Annotated in this window: 20 protein-coding genes, 1 tRNA gene and 1 pseudogene; 11 read left to right on the forward strand and 11 right to left on the reverse strand. The window is 68.6% G+C overall.

Annotated features, from left to right (window positions below; all coding sequences use genetic code 11):
* Positions 1 to 43: 43 nt before the first annotated feature.
* The 5 genes from BJ964_RS33745 to BJ964_RS33765 all read right to left on the reverse strand — a co-directional run bounded on the left by BJ964_RS33745 (position 44) and on the right by BJ964_RS33765 (position 4,805).
* The gene (locus BJ964_RS33745; protein WP_188124431.1) at positions 44 to 1,831 is read right to left on the reverse strand and encodes a lantibiotic dehydratase family protein; all 1,788 of its coding nucleotides are present in this window, start codon (positions 1,829 to 1,831) and stop codon (positions 44 to 46) included.
* Between the two features lie 82 nt (positions 1,832 to 1,913).
* On the reverse strand, positions 1,914 to 2,102 hold the full coding sequence (locus BJ964_RS33750) for an FxLD family lanthipeptide (protein ID WP_188124432.1): 189 nt from the start codon (positions 2,100 to 2,102) through the stop codon (positions 1,914 to 1,916).
* A 64-nt stretch (positions 2,103 to 2,166) separates the two neighbouring features.
* Complete coding sequence (gene fxlM / locus BJ964_RS33755; protein ID WP_188124433.1) at positions 2,167 to 3,432, reverse strand: methyltransferase, FxLD system; 1,266 nt, start codon at positions 3,430 to 3,432, stop codon at positions 2,167 to 2,169.
* 209 nt (positions 3,433 to 3,641) lie between these two features.
* Positions 3,642 to 4,184, reverse strand: coding sequence for a hypothetical protein (locus BJ964_RS33760; RefSeq protein ID WP_188124434.1), 543 nt, complete (start codon positions 4,182 to 4,184; stop codon positions 3,642 to 3,644).
* A gap of 288 nt (positions 4,185 to 4,472) precedes the next feature.
* Positions 4,473 to 4,805: a hypothetical protein gene (locus BJ964_RS33765; protein WP_188124435.1), complete on the reverse strand. Its 333-nt coding sequence runs from the start codon at positions 4,803 to 4,805 to the stop codon at positions 4,473 to 4,475.
* 560 nt (positions 4,806 to 5,365) lie between these two features.
* On the opposite strand from BJ964_RS33765, the pseudogene BJ964_RS33770 reads away from it, so the two are divergent.
* The 3 genes and pseudogenes from BJ964_RS33770 to BJ964_RS33780 all read left to right on the forward strand — a co-directional run bounded on the left by BJ964_RS33770 (position 5,366) and on the right by BJ964_RS33780 (position 7,809).
* Positions 5,366 to 6,249: pseudogene (locus BJ964_RS33770) on the forward strand (helix-turn-helix domain-containing protein).
* Positions 6,246 to 6,464 carry a DUF397 domain-containing protein gene (locus BJ964_RS33775; RefSeq protein ID WP_188124436.1) on the forward strand — a complete coding sequence of 73 codons (219 nt, stop codon included), beginning with the start codon at positions 6,246 to 6,248 and terminating at the stop codon, positions 6,462 to 6,464. The pseudogene BJ964_RS33770 and the gene BJ964_RS33775 overlap by 4 nt, the downstream one beginning before the upstream one ends.
* Positions 6,465 to 6,591: 127 nt before the next feature.
* Positions 6,592 to 7,809, forward strand: a complete 1,218-nt coding sequence (locus tag BJ964_RS33780; RefSeq protein ID WP_229807379.1) for an XRE family transcriptional regulator — start codon at positions 6,592 to 6,594, stop codon at positions 7,807 to 7,809.
* 18 nt (positions 7,810 to 7,827) lie between these two features.
* Here the strand turns inward: BJ964_RS33780 and BJ964_RS33785 are convergent, their stop codons facing one another.
* Positions 7,828 to 8,544 carry an HAD family hydrolase gene (locus BJ964_RS33785; protein ID WP_229807380.1) on the reverse strand — a complete coding sequence of 239 codons (717 nt, stop codon included), beginning with the start codon at positions 8,542 to 8,544 and terminating at the stop codon, positions 7,828 to 7,830.
* A 214-nt stretch (positions 8,545 to 8,758) separates the two neighbouring features.
* Positions 8,759 to 8,842 (reverse strand) — tRNA-Leu (locus tag BJ964_RS33790).
* Positions 8,843 to 8,966: 124 nt separating this feature from the next.
* On the opposite strand from BJ964_RS33790, the gene BJ964_RS33795 reads away from it, so the two are divergent.
* A complete protein-coding gene (locus BJ964_RS33795) occupies positions 8,967 to 9,635 on the forward strand; it encodes a maleylpyruvate isomerase family mycothiol-dependent enzyme (protein ID WP_188124438.1) in 669 nt (222 codons plus the stop codon).
* A gap of 7 nt (positions 9,636 to 9,642) precedes the next feature.
* On the opposite strand, the gene BJ964_RS33800 is transcribed toward BJ964_RS33795, so the two are convergent.
* Positions 9,643 to 10,470, reverse strand: a complete 828-nt coding sequence (locus tag BJ964_RS33800; protein WP_188124439.1) for a patatin-like phospholipase family protein — start codon at positions 10,468 to 10,470, stop codon at positions 9,643 to 9,645.
* 136 nt (positions 10,471 to 10,606) lie between these two features.
* Between BJ964_RS33800 and BJ964_RS49280 the strand changes: the two genes are divergently transcribed.
* Entirely contained in the window at positions 10,607 to 12,106 is a 1,500-nt protein-coding gene (locus BJ964_RS49280) for a GGDEF domain-containing protein (RefSeq protein WP_188124440.1), read from the forward strand.
* Positions 12,107 to 12,156: 50 nt separating this feature from the next.
* A complete protein-coding gene (locus tag BJ964_RS33810; RefSeq protein ID WP_188124441.1) occupies positions 12,157 to 12,705 on the forward strand; it encodes a DUF4262 domain-containing protein in 549 nt (182 codons plus the stop codon).
* A 39-nt stretch (positions 12,706 to 12,744) separates the two neighbouring features.
* On the opposite strand, the gene BJ964_RS33815 is transcribed toward BJ964_RS33810, so the two are convergent.
* Positions 12,745 to 13,596: an alpha/beta fold hydrolase gene (locus BJ964_RS33815; protein WP_188124442.1), complete on the reverse strand. Its 852-nt coding sequence runs from the start codon at positions 13,594 to 13,596 to the stop codon at positions 12,745 to 12,747.
* Between the two features lie 85 nt (positions 13,597 to 13,681).
* Between BJ964_RS33815 and BJ964_RS49285 the strand changes: the two genes are divergently transcribed.
* Together BJ964_RS49285 and BJ964_RS33825 are read left to right on the forward strand one after the other, a co-directional pair.
* On the forward strand, positions 13,682 to 14,275 hold the full coding sequence (locus tag BJ964_RS49285) for a TetR/AcrR family transcriptional regulator (RefSeq protein ID WP_188124443.1): 594 nt from the start codon (positions 13,682 to 13,684) through the stop codon (positions 14,273 to 14,275).
* Positions 14,276 to 14,293: 18 nt separating this feature from the next.
* Positions 14,294 to 14,857, forward strand: coding sequence for a barstar family protein (locus tag BJ964_RS33825; protein ID WP_188124444.1), 564 nt, complete (start codon positions 14,294 to 14,296; stop codon positions 14,855 to 14,857).
* On the opposite strand, the gene BJ964_RS33830 is transcribed toward BJ964_RS33825, so the two are convergent.
* Positions 14,845 to 15,855, reverse strand: coding sequence for a S66 peptidase family protein (locus tag BJ964_RS33830; RefSeq protein WP_188124445.1), 1,011 nt, complete (start codon positions 15,853 to 15,855; stop codon positions 14,845 to 14,847). The genes BJ964_RS33825 and BJ964_RS33830 overlap by 13 nt on opposite strands.
* Before the next feature lie 366 nt (positions 15,856 to 16,221).
* Between BJ964_RS33830 and BJ964_RS33835 the strand changes: the two genes are divergently transcribed.
* Positions 16,222 to 16,872, forward strand: a complete 651-nt coding sequence (locus tag BJ964_RS33835; protein WP_188124446.1) for a hypothetical protein — start codon at positions 16,222 to 16,224, stop codon at positions 16,870 to 16,872.
* Positions 16,873 to 17,071: 199 nt separating this feature from the next.
* On the opposite strand, the gene BJ964_RS33840 is transcribed toward BJ964_RS33835, so the two are convergent.
* Positions 17,072 to 17,488: a MerR family transcriptional regulator gene (locus tag BJ964_RS33840; protein WP_188124447.1), complete on the reverse strand. Its 417-nt coding sequence runs from the start codon at positions 17,486 to 17,488 to the stop codon at positions 17,072 to 17,074.
* A gap of 56 nt (positions 17,489 to 17,544) precedes the next feature.
* On the opposite strand from BJ964_RS33840, the gene BJ964_RS33845 reads away from it, so the two are divergent.
* Complete coding sequence (locus tag BJ964_RS33845) at positions 17,545 to 18,306, forward strand: methyltransferase domain-containing protein (RefSeq protein WP_188124448.1); 762 nt, start codon at positions 17,545 to 17,547, stop codon at positions 18,304 to 18,306.
* Between the two features lie 123 nt (positions 18,307 to 18,429).
* Complete coding sequence (locus BJ964_RS33850) at positions 18,430 to 22,122, forward strand: tetratricopeptide repeat protein (RefSeq protein ID WP_188124449.1); 3,693 nt, start codon at positions 18,430 to 18,432, stop codon at positions 22,120 to 22,122.
* Positions 22,123 to 22,165: the final 43 nt, after the last annotated feature.

The raw sequence follows: 22,165 nt of genomic DNA on the forward strand, positions 1-22,165 counted from the left end.
GTGCGGATGCTGTCGAGTACCAAGGCGACGCCGGTGTGGCCGGTCAGAAATGCGGCGGCGTCGCTGGGTGGTGCTGCGGCGATTCGTGCCGCGAGGGCAGGGAGCCGGTCGCTGATCGTTCCAGGTAAAGCTGCTCGGCATCGGCGGTGACAGCCAGGTCGTCAAGGCTGGTCCCGTCGCCGTCCGGGTGCTCGGCTATCGACACCGTCTGCGGCTGGAGTCTGCCCGTGCTGGTGACGTTGCCGTTGTGGATCCGGCGCGGCGGGAACGACAGCTGTGCGGTGACCGCACCGCCGTCGGCCTCGGCCACCGTCGTGTACGTCTGCGCCACCCGATCACGGTCACTGGCGTCGAGTAGATAGACGAAACGGCCGATCATGCTCGTCGGCGTGCGCGGGGCGCCGATGATCCGAAGTTCGAAGTCCCCACGGTCCAGCGCCAGCGCCGAGCAGGCGTGGACGGTGACGCCCAGTTCTATTCGTTCTGGCGGCATGACGCTCGTGTGGTTGCCGACTGTCAACGCCGCGATGTCGGTGGCGGACAGGCGGATCTCGTCGGTTCCGTCCAGCATCGCCTGCTGCACCAGCCGCAACAGGTGCACATCGCGTTGCGTCACGGTACGCCAGACGGGTCGCGCCGCAGGGGTGCCGAGGTAACCGTGCGGGTATCCCAGCCCGGAATCCGCGAGGAGCTCACGGACGGGGACCAGGGCGCCGGGTCCGTACCGGTTGCGGAAACGCACGTGATAGTCCAACCAGGCCTGCGGACCGAACGGCTGGCTGGTCAGCCGCAGCAGCACCTCGGCGGCGCGGGCCACCTCGTCCAAGACCTCCGTCGACACGCGCACCTCGGCGTCGAGCCGGACGTCCGCAGCGAGGGGATGGGTGGTGGTAGTGGCGAGATTGCTCATCAGCTCGGTCGCTGACCGCCGCAGACCCGCCTGTGCCGCCACGTCCGTGGCGGTGTTGTGCTGGGTGAGCAAGGTGTGCACCCGGTTGAGTCGAGTCGCCGTCGGTGCCACACGGGGAATGTCTTCGACGCCGGCGGCCTCCAACGTGTGCAGTACGTGAGACAGCCCGTCCACTGCGGTCGACGGCGGCCGCAGGCCGGTGATCAGGAACCGTCCGTCGACCAAACCGTGCAGCAGCGCCTCGACGCTGGCGCGGTCGGCGTGCAGGTCACTACAGAGTCGCGCGAGTAGGTCCTCGAAGCCGATGGGATGGGTAGCGGCGCGGAGCGCCGCCGCCACGACACGGGTGCACCGGGTAGAGGTTTCCCGCACCGGTCCCGGCTTCTCTGGGCCCGGCTGGGGCCGTTGTGTGACGAAGACCCGGCCGCCTCGCACCACCATGCTGTTGTCGGCGACCACCGTCAGCCTTCGGCGCAGCTCATGATCCTGGTCAAGCTTGTCGACGATCTGGGCGAGCCAATCCGCGTCCGCGCGAATGGCCGACCGGTGGTTCTCGCCGAAACTGGCAGCGGCCGCCCCTACCGTCGCGGTGGTCACCCCGGCGAAGAGGCCGAACGGCGTGGCACGCCGCTGCCAGCGCATCAGGTACGTAGTGATCGCCGCGACCGCACGTCGGATGTTGCGCTCCGAGGCCTCACCAGGAGCGTCCACGAGGCGTCGCATGCGGGCGGCGAGGTCGGGGGTGGCCAGAGTGACCGCTTCTTGCAGTATCGGGTCGGCCCAGGCCGCGGCCAGCCAGGCCCATGCTTGTTCGATGGTGGCTGTCGGGTCGGGTGGCGGCGGGAGGGGGTGCTCCGGGAAGGTACTGGCGCGGACCAGGACAGGGCCGACGAGGTGGTACCGGTGGTGAGCGATCGGCATGCCGCACCTCCGTACACGAGGGGTGGGGTTGCCGGAACCCACCTCGGGCGGGCTCCGGCAACCGTGGGAGGAAACCGCTTGATCAGGCGACGTCGAACGAGGACGTGCTGCAGGCGCTGGTGTCGCACGTCTCGCCGCAGCCGTCATCGGTGTTGCATTCCGCGCCCAGCGGGATCGCCAGCTCGACGACCCGCATGTCCAGCCGGAAGTCGTCCTCGGTGACGTCCTCCGCGGGCGGGGTGAGGGTTGCTGTCGGCGGTGCCATTGACATCACTCTCCTTACGGGAAGGGGATATGGCCGCCTGACCGGGCGAAGGGTGTGAGCCGCGCGCTGCTCAGCCCTCGGCCGGCCAGGAGATCGTTACGACGCCGTGCGTCTTCGCCATCACGGCGGCGCCGTCGGGAATCTGAGACTGGTCACCGCCGACGGGCCAGTAGCCGAACACCGGCGCCACGGCGCGCAGGTTGCCGCGGTCCCACCCGCGGATCTGCGCAACCAGCGCGGCAGCGACCGGTTCGCCGTCACGGCCGAAGGCGCGGGCACCGAACTCGACACCGGCACCCTCCATCGCGGGCCGGATCACCAGGTACGCCAGGCCGGCTCCGCGCATGGTGCCGAACGGGAACCACTGCCCACGCCGGCCGAGCACGCTGCCGTCGGTGGCCGACAGCCGGCAGAACCCCGGCAGGTACCAGGCGAACCAGAGGTAGAGGTCCGCCCACGACGTCTGGTGGGGGAAGGTCACCCCGGACCAGATCTCTGCGGGCTCGGTGGCGAGGACCCCGTCGAGGCCATCGGGGTCGGCCGGGGCGTCGGTGTCGAAGCGGACCGTCACGTCATTGCCGTCGGGTCCGGTGAGCGTGAACCTTTGCTCGTGGTGGCGGCCGATGCCCTGCATCGCCACGAAGCCCGCGACTTCGACGGAGGAGCTGACGAGGTGGTCGCCGGCACGGCGGAACCCGATGGTTCGGGTGACCCCGTTCATGACCAGCGGCACGACCAGGACGCCGTGGTCGGCCAGTTGCCGCAGCCAGGCCGGGGCGATGTCCCAAGCCCCGACCGTCACGATGATCGCGTCGAACTGTCCCTCGCCGAGCACGCCTTGCTCGGCATCCGCGACCAGCACACGTACCCGGCTGCCGTACCCGGTCTCGTCCAGCAGTTTCGCGGCCCGGTCGGTGACCTCCGGATCGATGTCCACGCTGACCACCCGGCCGCGCTCGCCGACGATCTCGGCGATGTACGCCGCGTTCAACCCGCCCGAGCCAATTTCCAGCACCGTCATGCCCGGCCGCAACTCGGCCTGCTCCAACATGCGTGCCTGAATGTAGGCCGCCGACACCGACGACAACGCCGCACCGTCCGCGCCGCGTTTCGTCACCACCGAACTGTCGTAGCCGTACGCGATACCCAGCTCGGTCCCCGGCGGCATGAACGCCTCACGGGCAACAGCCCGGAACGCTGCCTTAACCACCGCGGTCGTGATCTTCCCCCGGGCACGTAACTCCGCCACGAGAGCGGCACGCTGCACGGCCCCCTCATCCGCGGACTCCGTGTCCCTCGTGCCCTGTTCGGGCTCGTTCGCCTCGGTGGCGTTCATCAGCAAATCCCTTCGTACGGCTTACTTGGACAACGGCTTCCGGCGACCTCGCCTACGGAGATGGCTCAGCCGTCGTATCGCGATGGCTGCGGTTCGGACCCGGCTCGGCGGTGCCAGGGGGAAGCATCCGCCGAGCCGGGAGTATCGAGGGACGTGGTTGCGACCAGCATGAACGCGGCGAACTGGTCGCCTTGCGGGCGATGGCGGCCTTACGCATCGAAGGCCCTGCTCCGGCGTTGCGATGGCTCGACTGAGCCGTCCTCGTCGATCGTCGCCATGGCCTTCGCCGCCGTGGCACTGTCGAGGACGAGCTGCTCGACCGCCGCGCCCATGTCGTCCGGGTCAGGTTCGAGGACGATCCGACCCTCGCTCAGGTACGCCCGGCCGACGCCGACCAGCGTGCTGCCGATGTGTACGACGACCGGCATGTCGATCACGTCCAGCAGCAGGCCGGCCACCCCGTACCGCTTCACCATGTGTGCCTCCCGGACCAGGGCGCCGTTGGGTTCAGCCGGCTCGACCCAACCGACGAAACGCTCGTAGAGGTCGGACGGCGGCCCGCTCGCATCGGCGGTCCAGTCGTCTACCGCCTCGATCAGGAACGAGTGGAGAAGCAGCGACAGGCCGGCCGGGAAGTTCCGGTACTGCTCGCTGAGCTCGACCTTGGCGGTGGGGCACGGCCACGGCTGCCCGCAGACCTGGCAGTCCCAGCCGGGCCGTGTTCCCTGGTGTTGCGTTCGCGGGACTAGCACGGCGAACCGCCCCCATGCGGTCGGCCTGCAATGTCGGCCGCGATTCTGCTGGGGGAACGGTTTGGTGGGTCGCTGACCGCGGTTCGCGTACGGTGCTCCTCGGCCCGCATCCGTATCCGTATCCGGGTCTCGATGCACGGCCAGCGCATGTTGCAGACGCACCGTGCGGGCTGGAGCAGCAGAAACTGCCACCAGCGGCGCTGTTCTCTTCGGTGCATGACGTCTCTCCTGGACTTGGTCGCCGTGTTGGATGGGGCCGCGCACCCGGTTGCCAGGCTGTGGCCACGGCTACGGGCGATCGCTGTCGGCCGTGCCGGCCGGGTGACGGCGGGCCCAGCCCATGAACCGTCCGTACAGGTCAGGTGCGACATCGGTACCGTGTTCCTGGAAGTCGTCGACCGCATCCACCAGATGCGCCGCCAGGTACAACAGCAACGCGAGCCGATCGCGACGAAACTCGGCGAGTAGCTCCTCGCGGCGCTGTTCGCACGGCCACGGCTTTCCGCAGTTTTCGCATCGCCAGGACGGCCGAGAAGGCGGATGCGTGGTCGGGTTGTGCTGTGCGGCGTCGCTGGGCGGCTCCGTAGGTGTGGGAGCCGGCGACGCCGGGCCGTCGGCCACGGGGGTCATCGCTAACCGGCCAGGGTTCCAGGTCCGCCGACGCGTACCGCGCCGACCAGTTCAGGGCGAGTCGCCCCTGGCTGCCGTGTCGGTAGCCGCAGCGTCCGCGAGAAGACGATCACTGCGCTTTCTCGACGCCAGCACGGCCCCCAGGAGCCGCACGCCAAGCAGCGACCCGTGGCACTCGACGTCACATGTTCATCGAGCAACGCCTGCGCCGCACGGAGCTTCTCGGCTGACCTTGCGTAGTAGGTCGTTGCTGCGAGCACCATGAACCCCCTGTCCGGTTGATCTCCGACGACCTTCGCGGCATCGATATGTCGCGTGTGGTGTGCCTACGATCACCGACAGTCGGATCGGCCGGAACCTCGAAATACCAGGATTCTTAATAGGAGAGTTGCCAGGTGGACCGCCTCTGACCTGTGCATTCATAGCGTGTGGCCTGCTGTTGCAGCCGCCTGGTCGCCGAATGCGGGGTTACGCTCTGGCCGCACCGGACAGTGCCGAACGGCCGGACAGTCTCGGTGGCGGTCAATGGTCGACTCGTGTCGGAGGTGCCCGTGGTAGTCAGCCCCTATGTGCGGCGCCGTCGCCTCGCGGCCGAGCTGCTCCGCCTACGCGAGGAGCACGGCTACTCCACTCAGCAGCTCGCCACGGCGACTGGTCTTCCCCGGCAGAGGATCAGTCAGCTGCAGAACGGCCATGTGCGGCCCAGCGACGACGAGATGATCCGCATCCTAGACGCGCTCAACGTCGGTCAGCGCCGCTGGGAACAGATCATGGCCATCGCTCGGGACGCCCGGGAACGCGGCTGGTGGGAGAAATTCCGCGACGAGATGGGTCCACGGCAAGCCCTTTACGCCGATCTCGAAGCCGGCGCACGCTCGATCACCGAATACCAGCTCACTCTGCTTCCCGGGCTCCTGCAGATCCCGCGTTCACCGAGGTTCGAGCCCATGCCAACCGCGGCACCCGTCCCGAGACGTTCGACCCCATCCGTGCTCTGGAAGCCCGTGCTCTGCGTCAACGTCTCCTGCACCGCACCGACGGGCCCGACTATGAAGTCATCATCGACGAACTGGCCGTACGGCGGCCCGCCGCTCCACCGGAGATCGTGCGAGCCCAGCTGTCCCATCTCGTCGATGCCGGTCGGAGCCGCAAGAAGGTCACTATCCTGATCCTCCCGCTGGCTGCACCATTAGCCGGGCACACGGTGCCTGCCTCGGCGTTCTCCACTTACCGGTACCGCGACCCCACAGATCCGGTGGTCGTCGCTGTGGACACCGTCACCTCTGACCTGGTCTTCACTGATTCGGCCGACACCCGTCACTACCTGGACCTTTACCAGCGCATTCGCCAAGCGGCACTGAAGCCGGCCGACAGCCTCGATTTCCTCGCCGCAGCGGCCGAGGAACTACCTCAACGCACAGGAAGCCGACGATGACCGACGACACCTTTCCGCGCTGGCGCAAGTCCCGCCGCAGCGACGGCGCCAGCAACTGCGTCGAGGTTGCTTTCGCCAACGGCGGCATCATCGCCGTACGCGACAGCAAAGACCCCACCGGTCCGGTCCTGCGATTCACCTCCGCCGCATGGGACGCCTTCATCGGCGGCGTCACCGACGACGAATTCGACCGCGTCGGGTCGCCGGTGCAATAGGACCAAAGCGCGGCTGTCCACCGAGCGGAGAGAACAGGAGGCTGAACTGGTGAAAAAGAGGCCGGCAAACGTAGACCTTGCCCGAGCGCGGAAGCGGCGCCCATCTCCGTCCGGTTCTGGACGGCCGATGTCGCGACAAGAACTAGCCGATGCCCTCAACGCCTACCTGTGGGAGACCCATCAGATTCACCACAACTGGGATGAGACCGATATCGGCCGACTTGAGCGCGGCGTGACCCGCTGGCCCGCTGATTTTCGGCGGGAGGCGTTCCGCAGCGTCCTAGAGGTTGAAGCCGATCACCAGCTCGGCTTCTACATCGTACGATCGTCGGTCGCCACCTCGGACATCGAGCCGGCCACTCCCGCCAGCACGACTGAGCAGATCAACCCGATGGCACTCGGAACGTCCGGTGAGCACGTCCTTCACGAGGCAGGGGACCGTGACGACTGGAGCAGCTTTGCCGTGGTGACCAGCGTGCTCGCTCAACAACGCCAGGCAGTACCGCCCGCAGCCCTGCTCAGCCTCGTTGAAGCGCACCGCGACTGCCTACTGACCCTCTACCGCAAGTCGGCCGGCGACAGGATCAACGCAGACATCGGAGCGATGCTCGGTGAGGCATCGATCGTCGCGAGCCGACTGTGGAGCGCTCAGGGCAACCACAACATGGCCTTGGCCCACTGCGCCTACGCTCGCACGCTTGCCAGCCAACTCGGCGACACCCGCCTGGGCGCCGTTGCCCGAATCTTCGAGAGCAACCTGCACTCCGGCGCCGCCACCCTGATCCAGGCCGACGGCGACATCGTGACCGGGCTTCGACTCCTTGACGAAGCCGCCGCGGCCGGCAGCCACCTCACCGCAGCCGCACGGACCAGGATCGCCGCGGAGCAGGCCCAGGCGTATGCCGTCCTGAACCTGCCCAAGGAGGTCGAAGCCGCACTCGACCGGGCCCGAGAGAGCGCCTCCGAGATCACCGCCGCCGACCGGACCGGCCTTTTCAGTGACTGGAGCGCCGCCCGCCTCCAGGTCTATGAAGGCACCTGCCATCTGCTGCTCGACGAGCCAGAAACGGCCATCACCTACCTTGAACGTGCGGCGGCCGCCCTCGCTGACGATCAGAACAACATCAACGTTGCCCTCGCTGCCCGGGTCGATCTCGCCAGCGCCTACGGGCTGACCGATCAACTAGACGCCGCCTGCACGACGCTCGGCAGCGCCTACGAACAGCTGCAAAGAATCGGGAATCTCCGCGGTATCTCCCGTGCTCAACGAGCACGAGAAGGGCTGCATCGCTGGAACAATGAACCCTTGATCCGCGAACTCGACCAACGCATGGCCACCGCCTGACCTCGGCCCGTTTGCCGCTCAGCCTGCCGACGTCAAGGAGGCGATCGTCGACACGACCGACCCGGGTTCCAAACTGTCAAGTACGGCATCCGGTCCGTAGCCCGCTAACTCCTCGCTGCTGACGCGGTGCGCGACCACTACGGCCCGCCAGCCCGCGCTCCTGGCACATGCGATGTCGTTCGGTGCGTCACCCACCACCACCGTGCGTTTCGGGGCCAGTTCCACGCCGTATTTTTCCAGGTACCTGCGCGCGACGACCGCCGGCAGTTGAAACCGATCCCGGGCGTCTGATCCGTAAGCTCCGATATCGAGATCAAGCTCGCTGCCCAACCCCAACGACGCAATCTTGACATCGGCAGCCGCGCGTAGGTTCCCGGTGAGCACCGTCTGCACGAAACCGAGCTTATGCAGCGCCGCGATGCTTTCGGCGACACCCGGATAGGGCGGTTGGACCCGGACCAACTCTTCGCGGCCCCTCTCCATCACCCCAGCCATAACGGTCCCGAACCGCGCGACACCGGCCTCGGCCTCCGACACGGCGATGCCAGAGGCGACCGCGGTGTCGACGACGATCGACTCGTCGGTGTAGCCGTGGACCTTCTTCTCTGGAAACGTCACGTCGGACTCGCTGAGCTGATACGTCGCAGCGATCGCACGGCGCAACCAGCGAAGATCAGCCGGAATCAGCGTTCCGTCGACATCCCACACCACAACGCCCGCATCCCGATGAGCCACCGGGCCATCGTCGCATAGCAAGAACGACGTGTGGTTTGTCGCTGAGACCGAGACCGAGCGTCGAGTATCGCTGACCGTTGGCGTCAGCCCGCGACGGACGGACTTGGTGTTCCTGGGCTTCCAGCCACCCGAAGCTGCGGCTGACCTATCTGCCGGATACCAGAACGGTGCGGGCTGATCTTGAGATCGCCGCGCACCGTTGGTCATCGGTTCGTGTCCGAAGGGGGACTTGAACCCCCACGCCCGTTAAGGGCACTAGCACCTCAAGCTAGCGCGTCTGCCATTCCGCCACCCGGACCTGCCTGAACAACATAACAACCCGCCGGCACGACGTGTTGATCGGGGGTGGGTACCGTACGTGCGTGACATCGGAGAGATCGACGACATCGAGTCGGTCTCACTCGCACCCCGCGGAAGGCCTGATGGACTACCTCGCCCTGCTGCACGACGAGTTCGCCGCCTACCAGGACTGCCTCGACGGGGACCTGACCGCGCCGGTGGAGCACTGCGGTGACTGGACACTGCGTGACCTCACCGTTCACCTCGGGCAGGGCAACCTGTGGGCCGCCACCGCCATCACCGAGCTGCGCGGCGACTACCAGCCGGAGCCGCCGCCGGAGGATCTGGGCGAATGGTTCGAGGGCACCGCCCGTACCCTCGAAAAAGCGCTCGAGCGTGAGCCCGCCGCGGAGGCCTGGACCTTCGCCCCGCCGCGGACCGTCGCCTTCTGGCGACGCCGCCGCTGCCTCGAGACGCTCGTGCACCGCTGGGACGCCGAACACGCGCTCGGCCGGCCCGCCGAGCTCGGCCCGCAGCTGTGCGGCGACGGCATCGCCGAGGTCATCGAAGTGTTCGTCCCGCGGATGATCAAACGCGGACTCGCCGTCGAACCGCAAGCGGCCGTCCGGTTCACCGCCACCGATCTCGGCGGGTCGTGGGTGCTCGGGCCGGGGGAGCCGGTCGCCACCCTGACCGGTACGGCGCAGGAGCTGATGCTGGCGCTGTGGAACCGCCGCCCGCTGCCGTGGGAAACGGTCACCGGCGACGAGGCGGCCGCCCGCGCGGCGCTGACCGGCCCCCTCGTCCCCTGACCGATTCTCACCAGACGGCGCGGACCGCCTCGGCGAGGTCCGCGCCCTGCCGCAGGCCGGCGCGCACCGACGCCGGCCTTGCCGCCGGATCCATGAAGTCGCGGCCGAACGCCTCCAGCGCGGCCGCGTCCGGCTCGATGAGCAGCGTCTTCGCCGCGCCGGACGCGGCCATCTCGGCGACGATCCGGTCCCGGCCCAGCCACGCCATCGGCGCGATCACCACGAGCCGTTCGGCGCCGGCGGCCAGGTCGGCGCCCGCGCCGAACCGCACGCCACCATCCATGAAGCGGCGCCCGTCGATGGTCACCGGCGGCATCAGGCCGGGCACGGCGCAACTCGCCGAGATCGCTTTCACCAGGGGTACGCCGGACGCCGCCCCCAACAGCACATCCTCACCGTCGGCCGTGTCCACCACCAGGACCCGCAGGTCACGGGCGGGCCACTCGTGCACCGGCAGCAGCGGTTGCATCCGGGCCAGGTACGCCTGCTCGTCGAGCGTGGCAGCGGCCAGCGCGAACTGACCCACCCGGGCGCGCGCCTCCCGCGGCGGCACCGACGGATCGGCCAGCACCGCCATGGCGGCCATCGCGGCGCCGGTGTCCCGGCTGCGGCCGCCGCCGCCCGTACGCTGCTGTTCCTGCTGTTGGACGGTGACCGCCGCCTCCAGGTCGGTGCCCGCGGCGAGGATCGCGCCGACGACCGAACCCGCGGACGTACCGATGATCGTGTCGGCGTCGCCGAGCGGGACACCCGCCCGCTGCAGGCCGCAGAGGACGCCGAGATGCCAGGCGATGCCGGTCACGCCACCGCCGCCGAGAACAAGAGCCTTCGTCACGTACCGAACGGTAACGACAAGCCGCCAGGGGTCAAGACTCCTCGATGCGGCGACATGCGAGAAGTTCCCAGGTTTTGGGGGCGGCAGACGATATACCTGGAGAACTGCCATCCGAGATCGAGAACGGTGAGATGCGGTGACCGATCAGCATTCGACCGCCATCGAACAGGCGTACCTGCTGATCGAGGCCGCTCAGGGGCACCACGACGCCGCCCGGGTCGAGGCCGCCGACCAGCAGGCCATCGCCCACGGCTGGTACGACGTACGCCTGCTCCTGCACTTCGCCCGATCCCTGGCCTGCCTGGAAGCCGGACTCGACGACACCGAGCACGTCGACGCCATGCTCGCCGCCGCCGTCGCCCTCGACAGCCCGGCCCTGCTCGCCCTCGCCCTCGCCGTCAAAGCCGCCCGCCGCGCCAGGACCCACCGCACCAGCAGCGACGGCGACTCGGCGTCCCGCCTGCTGGTCCAGGCCGTCGGGCTGCTCGACCACCCCGCGGACGAGCCGGCCGTGCACCGGGCAGCCGCCCTGATCGAGGTCGGCTGCGTCGCCCACGTACTCGGATTCTGGGAACTCGCCCAGGAGTACTACGAACGCACCCGGCAAATCATGGCCGGCGACACCAGCCCCACCGCGAGACGCCAGCTGCGCGTCGTGGCCATCAACGAGGTCGACCTGTCGCTGGACTGGGCGGCCGGGCTTGCCGAGATCGGCGACTGGCCTACCCGTACCGAAGAATTCGCCGACATGACCGACGCCGAATGGCCGCCCGTCTGGGTCGTCGAGTTCCACGGCAACCGCGAACTTCTCGCCGCCGTCACCGGACTGCCCGCCGACCGCAGCGTGCCGGTCGACCAACGCATCGCCACCCTGAGCGACGCCATCCGGGCCGCCCGCGCCGGCGACGCCGCCCACGCCGCGCAACTGGCCGAAGAAGCCACCGAGGAGTTCCCCTACGAACTCCCGACCCGCGTCTACCTGCTGCAACTCGCGCTCATCGCCAAACGGCCAGGGACCAACCCCACCGCGATCCGGTACGGCGACGAGCTCGCCCGACTGCGCTGGAACGACCGGCTCGACCGGATGGCCGCCATGCGCGACGCCATCGCCGTCGAACGCCGCCGCCAGGAACACGAACGGCTCAGCCGGGACCTCGTCGTCGACGACCTGACCGGACTGGCCAACCGTCGCGGGTACCAGGCCTATCTGGACAGCCTCGGCGCCACCATCGACCATGGGTCCTACGCGGTCATGATGATCGACGTGGACCACTTCAAGAAGGTCAACGACCGATTCGGCCACGACATCGGTGACCTGGTGCTGATCCGGCTCGGGCACATCCTCGCCGCCCAGGTCCGGCCCGCCGACCTCGCCGCCCGGCTCGGCGGGGACGAGTTCGTGGTCATCCTCGCCGAGGTGCTGCCGGGAGTGCCGGAGGCCCGGGCCGGGCAGATCCTGGACGCGGTGCGCACCCATCCGTGGGGCGAGATCGCGGCCGGCCTCACCGTCTCGGTCAGCATCGGCGTGCACCACGGTAGCCGGGCCGAACTGCCGGCCCTGCTCTCCGACGCCGACCGCAGCCTCTACGAGGCCAAACACCACGGCCGCGGCCGGGTCGCGGTCGCCGCCGGCTGATGCCGTGACCATGAACACGGCCATGTCCAGCGGTGATCTACTCTCGCGCAGTGAGCGCCCACCAGCCAACCTGTCCCTGCGTCATCTGCCAAGACCATGGAGACCGGGACCAGTTCGACGCGACTGACCGCAACACCATCGGCCACGTCGAAGAGCATGGCTGGAGCGTCGTGCAGATACCCGAGGACGATCTCGGACCTGGCTGGGCATTCACCGTCGGACTCTGGCACAGCCACCGCCAACCCGAACTGGCGATCTTCGGCCTGGAGATCGACACCATGAAAGCCTGCCTCAACACGTTGGGCGGACAGACCGCAGACGGATGGCCGCCCGAGCCCGACCACGAGCGCAGCCACATCATCGACGGCGACCCCGTCCTGTTCAAGACCATCGAACCGCGCTGGTACAAGGCGTTCTTCGGCTCCGCGATCGCCTTCTACCGTCGCCCTCCGATTCCCTTCATCCAGGTTCTGTGGGCCGACAGTCACGAGCGATTCCCCACAGATTCCGAATGCGAGCCGACGGCCCGTGACCGGCAACCCAGCCTCTGGCTTCGGCCCGACCAGCATCCCCGAGGCGTCTGGACCCAGGATCTCTGATCCTCGGGCCAGCGGGCCGCCGGTATCCAGGACTACCGATCAGGCGATCCGGGCGGAGCGGGGCATCCGGGCGATCACGTCGTCCCAGATGCCCTCGGGCAGGTCGTGGCCCACGCCGGGATACTCCACGAACTGCGCGCCGGGAATCCGAGCGGCAAGATCACGGCCCGCGCTGGGCTTGAGCATCGGGTCGTCGGCGCCCGACACGACAAGCGTCGGCACCGTGACGCCGGACAGCGGCGGCAGCTTCACCGCCCGGCCGGCGGCCATGTGCCGCCGCGTCGTCCGCGGATCGCGCGGCGAGCGCTGGTGACCGAGCGTCGCCGCCTCGCGGACCCACTCCTCCGGAAACGGATAGCCGGGGGAGGCCTGCGCACGGTAGATCGCGACCTCGTTGTCGATCTTCTGCTCCGCTGTGGTGGCCTTCGGCAGCTTGCGGAACTCCTTGAAGATGCCGAACTTGAGGTAGCGCAGCGTCCGCAGGACTCCCGCGTCGGCCGGGCTGCTCATGCAGAGGGTGAGGCCGCGGACCCGGTCAGGGTGCAGCAGCGCCATGCCCTGCGCGATCGCCGACGCACCACCCAGGACGTGCGCGTCGGCCCAGCCGAGCGCGTCCATCACCGCGAGCCCGTCGCCGATCATGTCGTTCATCGTGTACAGCGGGCGGCGGCCGCCCTTCGCCGGCTCCGGGTAGTGCGTGGACAGGCCGGTGTCGCGGTTGTCGTAGCGGGCCACATGGAAGCCGGCCTCGACCAGGCGCTCACAGAACGCGTCGTTCCACCAGACCATCTGATAGTCGATCCCCAGAACCAGCAGCAGCGGCTCACCGGTGGAGCCGAACGTCTCGTACGCGATCCGGGCGTCACCGTTCGTGGCGTACTCGATGGTCATGCCGTGCCTCCTTTTTCATGCACTCGCATGATAACGGGGTGCGGCCATCCCTTGCAATGCGCCCGCATGAGATAGGTTCGGTGCCGTGCCGAAGCAGGTCGACCACGAACAGCGCCGCCGGCTTCTCGCCGAAGCGGTCTTCGCCGTCATCGGAACCCGCGGATTCGAGGCCGTCAGCCTGCGCGACGTCGCCGTACAGGCCGGCGTCTCCATGGGCACCGTGCAGTACTACTTCCCGACCAAACACCAGATGCTGCTGTTCGCCCTCGGCCACATGCGCCAACGGGTACTCGCCCGCATGCAGGCCACCCTCGCCGCCCTCGACAACCCCACCCGCCGCGACGTGATGCGCGCCGCCGCCGCCGTCATGCTCCCGGTCGACGAACCCGGCCGCGAAGAAGCGTGCGTCAACATCGCCTTCTTCTCCGCCGCCACCGTGACCCCCGAATACGCCCAGCAACTGCGCGACGGGTACGCGCGCATCCTCACCATCTCCACCGCCAGCCTCCGCGAGGCGGCCCGCCTCGGCGAACTACGCGACGGCATCGACCCCGACCGCGAGGCGCCTGCCCTCTACTTCCTCACCCAGGGTTTGGTCGGCCCGATCCTCATCGGCCTCTACCAGCCCGGCGAGGCCATGTCCCTGATCGACGACCAACTCGACCGCCTGTTCCGCTGAACTGGAAGGATCATCGGCATGCGGAACCCCACCCTCACCGAGCGCCGGTCACCGTGGGTCGTCGTCACCCGCGCGCAAGACCCGTGGGTCACCGCCGAGGCGGACGCCCTGCGGGATCAAGGCGGCATGATCGTACGGATGGATGGCGCCGAATTACGGAACCCGGCATCGCTCTTCACGGCCTTCGCACGTGAGTTGTCATTCCCCGGGTACTTCGGCCACAACTGGGACGCGCTCGTTGACTGCCTGCACGACTGGCACGGCCATGGGACGGCGGGGCAGGGGCTCGCCGTCCTCATCGACGACGCCGATCACCTGGCCCACGCCGACTTCCTGGGCGTCTTCGTCTCGGTGCTCTGCCAGGCGGGATGGAAGGCGAATCTGCAGCTCGACGGCGACGGCATCCCCCACGAGGATTGGCCGCCCTTCCCCTTGCACTTCGTACTCCTGGCCACCGAGCCCAGCGCCTTCGCCGACGGCGCGGCATCCGGCATGGACGTCAGCGTGACGCTCGCCGACGGCCGGCTGGTGGCCACCCTCACCGGAGCCGACTGGCCGGGAAGCGACCCTCAAGACAGCTGATCGTCGCCGACCACAGCGGGTTCGAGCAACGACATCGTTCGCTGGGTGGCGTCGAGGGCGGCTCGGACACCGACGGGCATCGGCAGGTTCGGGCCGGCGTGTCCTACGTCGACGTTGCCGAGGACCGGGATGTCGCGGTCGCCCAGGACGTCGAGAACTATCTCGGCGAGGGTGGGGGAGGTGTTCGGGTCCTCCAGGCCGTGGATGTCGCGCGGGGTGCCCACGACCATGCCGGAGATGCGGTCGAGGATGCCGGCGTGGCGCATCACCTGTAGGTAGCTCCACACGTGCGCGGCCGCACCACTGATCTCCTCCCAGAACAGTACGGCTCCGTCGTACCGGTCCGGGGGAAGCGCAAAGCGCGTCGCCTGGGCCAGGACGATCCGGTTGATCACCCCGCCGATCAGAGGGCCCTCGGCGCGGCCGGGACGCCAGCACTCCCAGGACGGTCGGGTGGGCAGCGGGCCGATCGGGTCGGTGCTGGTCAGCAGCCGGTGGTAGAGGTCTTCCAGTTCGGCTCGGCGCGACGGCGGCGCCGTCTGCCAATGGCCGCCGAAGCCGGGGGTGGCCATGTCGGCGTGGAAACCGACCAGACCGGTACGCGCATGAAGGACCAGATGCAGCAGCGAGATGTCGCTGTAGCCGAGGATGGGTTTGGGGTCGGCTCTGATCGCCTCGACGTCGATCAGGTCGAGGTAGCCGAGCGCTGTCTGGCCGCCGTCGTTGGCGATGATCGCGCGTACCTCGGGATCGCGCAGGAAGCCGTTGAGCTCGGTGGCGATCTCCGCCGGAGTGGCGGCGCTCCACCAGCGCTGCCGTCCTACCTCGAGCAGCGGGGCCCGGCGCACCCGGAAACCCATCTTCTCGAACACGGCCACCGTCTGCTCGACATGCGGTTCGTATTCGGCGGAAAGTGGTCCGGACAGCGCCGCGACCACGACGAGATCACCGGCGCGCAGGGCGCGAGGCCGAAGCGGAGGCGTTGCGGTCGAAGACATTCCGTGACCGTACGCACTCCGCCGCCACCCGGCGATCGAATTGTCCTCAGTCGATCTCGCGCCCGATCGGTGTAGGCGACACTGACGTGTGGGTGTAGCCCTCCGGTGATCGCGAGGCGGTCTCTTACCAGGTAGCGGCGTGCGCCCTCGATGACGCCGGTGGCGGGGCCAGCCCCATGGTCAGCGCGATGCGATAGATGAGGTGGGGCTGTTTCGCGGTGAGGTAGTCGACGATCACCATGGAACGCCAGGCGGGCGTCGGAGAGTAGTCGAGCTGGTAGCCGTCGATCTATTCTGGCCCTGGATCCGTGCCTGCCGGATTCTGCGCCTTCGTGGAATGCTCGCGCCGATAAGCCGGAGCCGCCGATGCCCAGCGCACGCGTCGTCATTCGCGCCGCACCGCTCGAGCGCATCCGCATTGGCCCGTCCGCCGCGGTCGTAGGCCTTCTGGCATTGACCGGGATAACGCTGCGCGGCGCGTTCGGCAGCCCGCGCCGCGGGGTCGAGGGCGTCGGCTGGTGGGCGGTCCCGGCGATCGGCTCGATGTTCCTGCTGCTGTTCGCGTTCATAGCCGCGTTGTGGCTGCGCCGCCGCATCATGCGCATCATGCTGGACGACACGACCCTGACCGTGCGCAACTGGTGGGGCCCCGACGCCTCCTGGCCGCGCGCGGAGATCAAGGTGCTGTGGTATGTCCCGCTGCGCACAAACCTTGAGCAGGGCGCGGTCGTGCTGCTGCTCGGCGAAGGCGAGCGCGTCCTGGCAACGTTGTGGCACAAAGCCTGGGACCTCCAACGGCTCGAACCGCTCGCTGTCGCGCTGGGCGTCAACATCGAAGCGTCCGCACTGCCACACGACACCGCGGGCCTCACCGCCGATGAGGCCCGGCGGCGCTACCCAGGGATCGAGATCCCCGTGTCGTTCACTCATGGGATAGCGCTCGGCTGCCTCGGCGGCCTGATCGTGATTGCGTTCATGGCCGCGTGGGTCGCCCTGATGGTGGCGCTGAGTGGCTGATGAGCACCGCGGGTTTCAGACGCTGATGAGGAGCCTGACCAAGATCGAGAAATCACTCGGCGCAAAACGCGCCCTTCCTGGCGGGCATCCAAATCCCTGCCGAACTCTCACGCCAGCCCGACGAGAGCCCGCAGCGAGCCGGGGTGCCGGCGGAGCAGCCGGTTGACCAACGCCATGATCGACTACCTGGACTGGGCGCTCAGGGGTGGTCGAGGGCCTTGGCGAGAGGGACGCCGTCGAGGCGGGCCATGATCATCGACTGGAAGCGGGGGCAGGCCTGATGGTCGTCGTGGGCGCAGCGAAGACCGTGCTCCAACATCGTCTCGGAGAGACTCAGACGGGCGATGCGATCCCGGACCCGGGCCAACTGAGCGCGCAGGATGGAACGGCGAGCATCCAGCGTGGCGGCGGTGAACAGCTCACGTATCTCGTCGAGGGTGAAACCGGCGTCCTTGCAGATCTGGATCTCAGCGACCCGGGTGAGATCGGCCTCGGTGTAGACGCGGCGCGCCGCCACCCGGCGGGCCGGGGAGAGCAGACCCACCTGCTCCCAGTGCCGCAGCACGTGGGTGGCGACGCCGCAGCGGCCCGCCAGTTCGCCGATCGTGAACTCCATCCGGCCTCTTCCGCGGCTGTTGACTTCACGTCGACCTTAAGTCGCAGACTCGGCCGATGTCGAAGACACACACTGACCACACCGACTCCGCCACCCTGATCCAGGCGCTCGACGCGCTCGACAGCATGCCCGGCGCGGTCGCCCTGCGGGAGCGCGGCTATCAGCTGCTGTGCCTGAACCCGGACGCGACAGTGATCGACGTGGGGTGCGGAACCGGGCGCGTGGTGGCCGAACTCGCGGACCGCGGGGCCCGAGCCGTCGGGGTCGACCCCGACCCGGCCATGCTGAGCGCCGCACGCTCGCGGTTCCCCGGCATCGACGTCCGCGCCGCCGACGCCACCGACCTGCCGCTGGCCGACGGTGAGGCCCACGGCTACCGGGCCGACAAGGTGTTCCACATCCTGCCCGACCCGGTCGCGGCACTGACCGAGGCCCGGCGGGTGCTGGCCCCGGGCGGGCGGATCGTGCTGATCGGACAGGACTGGGACACCCTGGTCGTCGACTCCACGATGGCCGATCTCACCCGGCGGATCATCACGGCGCGGGCCGATACGATCCCGCATCCGCGGATCGCCCGCGCCTACCGCAACCTGTTGCTCGATGCCGGCTTCGGTGACGTCGTGTGCGAGGTGCACACCATGATCCTCACCGACGCCCTGACCCGGTTGCTGCTGGCCAAACACGCGATCGCCGCCCGCGACACCGGCGCGATCACCGAGGCCGAGGCCCAGCAGTGGATCGGCGAGCAGGACCACCGGGCCGCTACAGGCCGCCTCATGCTGGCGATCCCGATGTTCCTGGCCGCCGGAACCCGTTGACGCCCGCCGGCCGCCAACCGCTGGACACGATCAGGGTGCCGCCCGAGGCTTTCGGCCCAGGTTCCTAGGACGGCTTGGGGGGTGTGAGCCGCTGTCCGTCAGTTTGCCGGTGGGAGGTGGCTCGTGACGACCGGTGTGGTGGTTGACGGTTCCGGCTTCGAGATCGTGGCCGACGGTCAGCGTTTAGGGAAGCGCCGAACGCTGACCGAGACCGACGAGGTGCTGCTGTCCGATCTCGCGGCCCGATATGTACGGGCGGTGCAATCGGCGGCCGGCGACGACGTCTTCCTCACGCTGGGCCGGGAGCTGTGGTCGTGGCTGGACGGGGACCGGGGCGACCTGACGGCCCTTCTGGCGCGGGTGTTGGCGCCGATCACGTTCGAGATACGCGGTGAACGGTCACCGTCGCAGCGGGCGTGGACACTGCTGCGGGCCCCTTTCGAACTGCTGGCCCGTCCGAGCGGGGGCGGGTTCCTGGCCGCGGACGCGATGCAGCGGTTCACCGTGGTGCGCCGGCTCGGCGCGCCGACCGAGACCCCGCCCGGACCCGACGGGTACCGGCTCGGGCTGGCGTTCATGGCGTCGTCGCCGCGCCGCCAGCACGAACTCGACTTCGAAGCCGAAGAAGCGGCGATCCTCGCCGCGGTCGACGACACCCGCGTCGATCTGGTCGTGGAGGACACCGGCAACCCCGCCGAACTGGGCCGGCGGCTCGCCGACCTGGGTGGCATGCCGGTGGTGCACCTGTCCTGCCACGGCGTCAACAAGTACCCCGTGCGACCGGGTCAGCCCGGCGAACCGGTGCTGATGATGGAGGACGAGGTCGGCGACGATCGCCCGGCCACGGCTGCCGACCTGGTGCGCCTGTTCGCGTCGTCGGTGCCGCGGCTGCTGTTCGTCTCGGCGTGCCTTACCGATGCGGCGGCGGGTGCGACCGGGTACGTGGCGGGTGGGGCCGGGCGGCGCGCCGGGATGGCCGAGGGTGGGCCGGATGCGATGCCGGCTCACTCGATGGCGACGGCACTGGTGTCAGCCGGTTTCCCGGCGGTGCTGGGCTGGGACGGCTCAGTTGGTGACCGGGCGGCGACCAGGTTCGCCGAGGTGCTCTACCAGCAGTTAAGTAACCGAGACGACCTCGCCGCGGCCGTCGGCGAGGCGCGCCGGACGCTGCTGAACTCCGACGATCGCGGGATCCGCGCCGACTGGCACCTGGCCCGGCTCTGGCTCGGTTCGACCGGCGGCGGGCAGCTCGTGGCCGGAACGAAGCGGCGTTCACGGGTATCGGCCGTACACGGAACCAAGGTCTTCCTGGACCGCAAGCAGCACGTGCCGGTCGCGGCGCCGGACATGTTCGTCGGCCGCCGCCCCGAACTGCAGCGCGCGCTACGAGCCCTGCGCGGGCCGGACAAAGCGGGGGTGCTGCTGCACGGACAGGGCCGCCTCGGCAAATCCAGCCTGGCGGCCCGCATCGCCGACCGCTGCCCACAGCTGGCGCCGGCCGTGGTGTTCGGCGACTACAGCGCCGCGGCGATCCTCGAGGCGGTCGATGAGGCGGTCCGCACCAACCCGGAGGCTCGTGAGCTGATCCGTCGACGGCGGCCGGAGGTGCGCGACCGGCCAGAAGCACTGGAAGAACTGCTGATCGATCTGCTGAGCGGGCCGTGCGAACAGGCCACCGACGGGCGGCGCCCGCTGCTGCTGATCATCGATGATCTCGAACAGATTCTGTCACCGGACCCGAACGGGCCGCATCGGGTCGACCCGCGAGTGGCTCCGGTGATGGCCGGAGTCCTGCGAGCGTTCGACCCCGGCCACACCGATAGCCGGCTGCTGATGACCAGCCGATTCCAGTTCACCCTCGACGGCCTGGAGACCCGGCTGGAGCAGGTGCCGCTGCGCCCGCTGTCGCCGATCGCCCAGCTCAAGCTCCTGAATCGACAGCAGACACAGGTCACCCCGCAGCGGCGGCAGGATCGGGACGCGCTCGCCGAGCGGGCGATGAAGGTCAGCCGCGGAAACCCCGGCCTGCAGGACCTCATCGGGTTGCGGCTGGTCTACAGCGATGAGATCGACAGCGGTCGGGCCGAGAGCGCGGTCGCCGGCATGGAGGCCTACCTGCGTCAGGGCTGGCCGCCGTCCGAAGCCGAACTGCGTGAATTCCTGGAGAACCTGGCCCTGGACACGCTGATCGAACAGGCCGGCCCCGCGCACCGCGCGCTGCTGCGGGATCTGACCCTGTTCGACCTGCCCGTACCAGAACCCGTGACCGCGGCCCTGGCCCGACGTACCGCGGGCTCGACAACCCGGCTGCTCGGCCTCGGACTGCTCGATGCCTTCCCGGACGGCTATGACCCCCAACGGCCGGCGCTGGCCGCCAACGCCCTGGCCGCCGGGCGCATCGAGCCGCTCGATGCCGCCGAGACCACCGAGCTGGCCCGAGTGGCGGTCGAACCGCTCTACCTAGCCTGGGGCGGAGCCGCGGAACTCGGCCGGGAGCAAGAAATGGACCTGCAACTGACCCGGCTCGCCCTGCTTGCCGACGCCCCGCGGGTCATTGCCGACTGCGCCGCCGGCGCCGTGGTGGCGCTGCGCTCAGGGTTGGCCGTCGATGCCTTCCTGCTCGGCCAGGAGGCCATCATGCTGCTCGATCGGCACGAGACGCCCGTACCGCTGCTGCTTCTTCGGAGTGTCGCCGACGCTGCGAGAACCAGCGGAGACGGCGAAACAGCCGGGCGGATCTACAGCCGGGCAATCCAGGAGTCAGAAGCCGAAGACCTTGAGGGGAGTGACTCCCTTGAGCACGCCCGCGTCATCGCAGAATACGCCACCTACCTGATCAATCGTGGCGACCTGCGGCAAGCCGAACGACTCCTCCGCCAGGGCCACCAGATCTTCGCCTCCGCAAACTCCGAAAACGAAGCTGCCAGCTGTTCAGCAACGATCGCTGACATCCTTTATCGGCGGAGTGAGTACGACGAGGCTCTGCGAATTTACCGTGAGGAGGCCTTGCCGGTCTATGAGCGGCTTGGTGACGCCCGTTCGGTTGCGGTTACCTGGGGCCAGGTCGCTGATGTCCTCTTCCGGCGGGGTGAGTACGACGAGGTGTTGCGTATTCGCCGTGAAGTTGAGTTGCCGGTCTATGAGCGGCTTGGTGACGCCCGTTCGGTTGCGGTTACCTGGGGCCAGGTCGCTGATGTCCTCTTCCGGCGGGGTGAGTACGACGAGGCTCTGCGTATTTACCGTGAAGTGCAGTTGCCGGTCTATGAGCGGCTCGGTGACGCCCGTTCGGTTGCGGTCGCCTGGGGCCAGGTCGCTGATGTCCTCTTCGAGCGGGGTGAGTACGACGAGGCTCTACGTGTTTACCGTGAAGTGCAGTTGCCGGTCTATGAGCGGCTCGGTGACGCCCGCGAGGTTGCACTCACTTGGGGCAAGGTCGCTGATGTCCTCTTCGAGCGGGGTGAGTACGACGAGGCGGCTGATCTGCAAGCCGAGCGGTTACGTGCTCATGAGCGGCTGGGTGACCCCGACGGTATTGCGTCCGCAAACTGGGGACTGGCTCAGATCGACTTGGCGCGGGAAGACTACGAGTCCGCACTCCCGCGCCTCGTCGAATCATTCCAGGCCTTACGGCAACTCGAGCGGCCTGACGGTATCGCGGTAGTCGGCTATACCCTCGGGCAGTTCCTTCTCTTCCATGGGCTGGGGGAAGAGGCAGAGGTTGTCCTGGGGGACAGCCTGACCGCCGCCGACAAGATCGGCAATACGGAGCTGGCCCGAGAGGTCCGTGACCTGATCACTCAAAGCCGGCAAACATAGCGGCACTCCGTCAGGCTCCCTCGAGGACGACCACCATATGGCG

The organism is Actinoplanes lobatus (assembly GCF_014205215.1).
GTDB lineage: Bacteria > Actinomycetota > Actinomycetes > Mycobacteriales > Micromonosporaceae > Actinoplanes > Actinoplanes lobatus.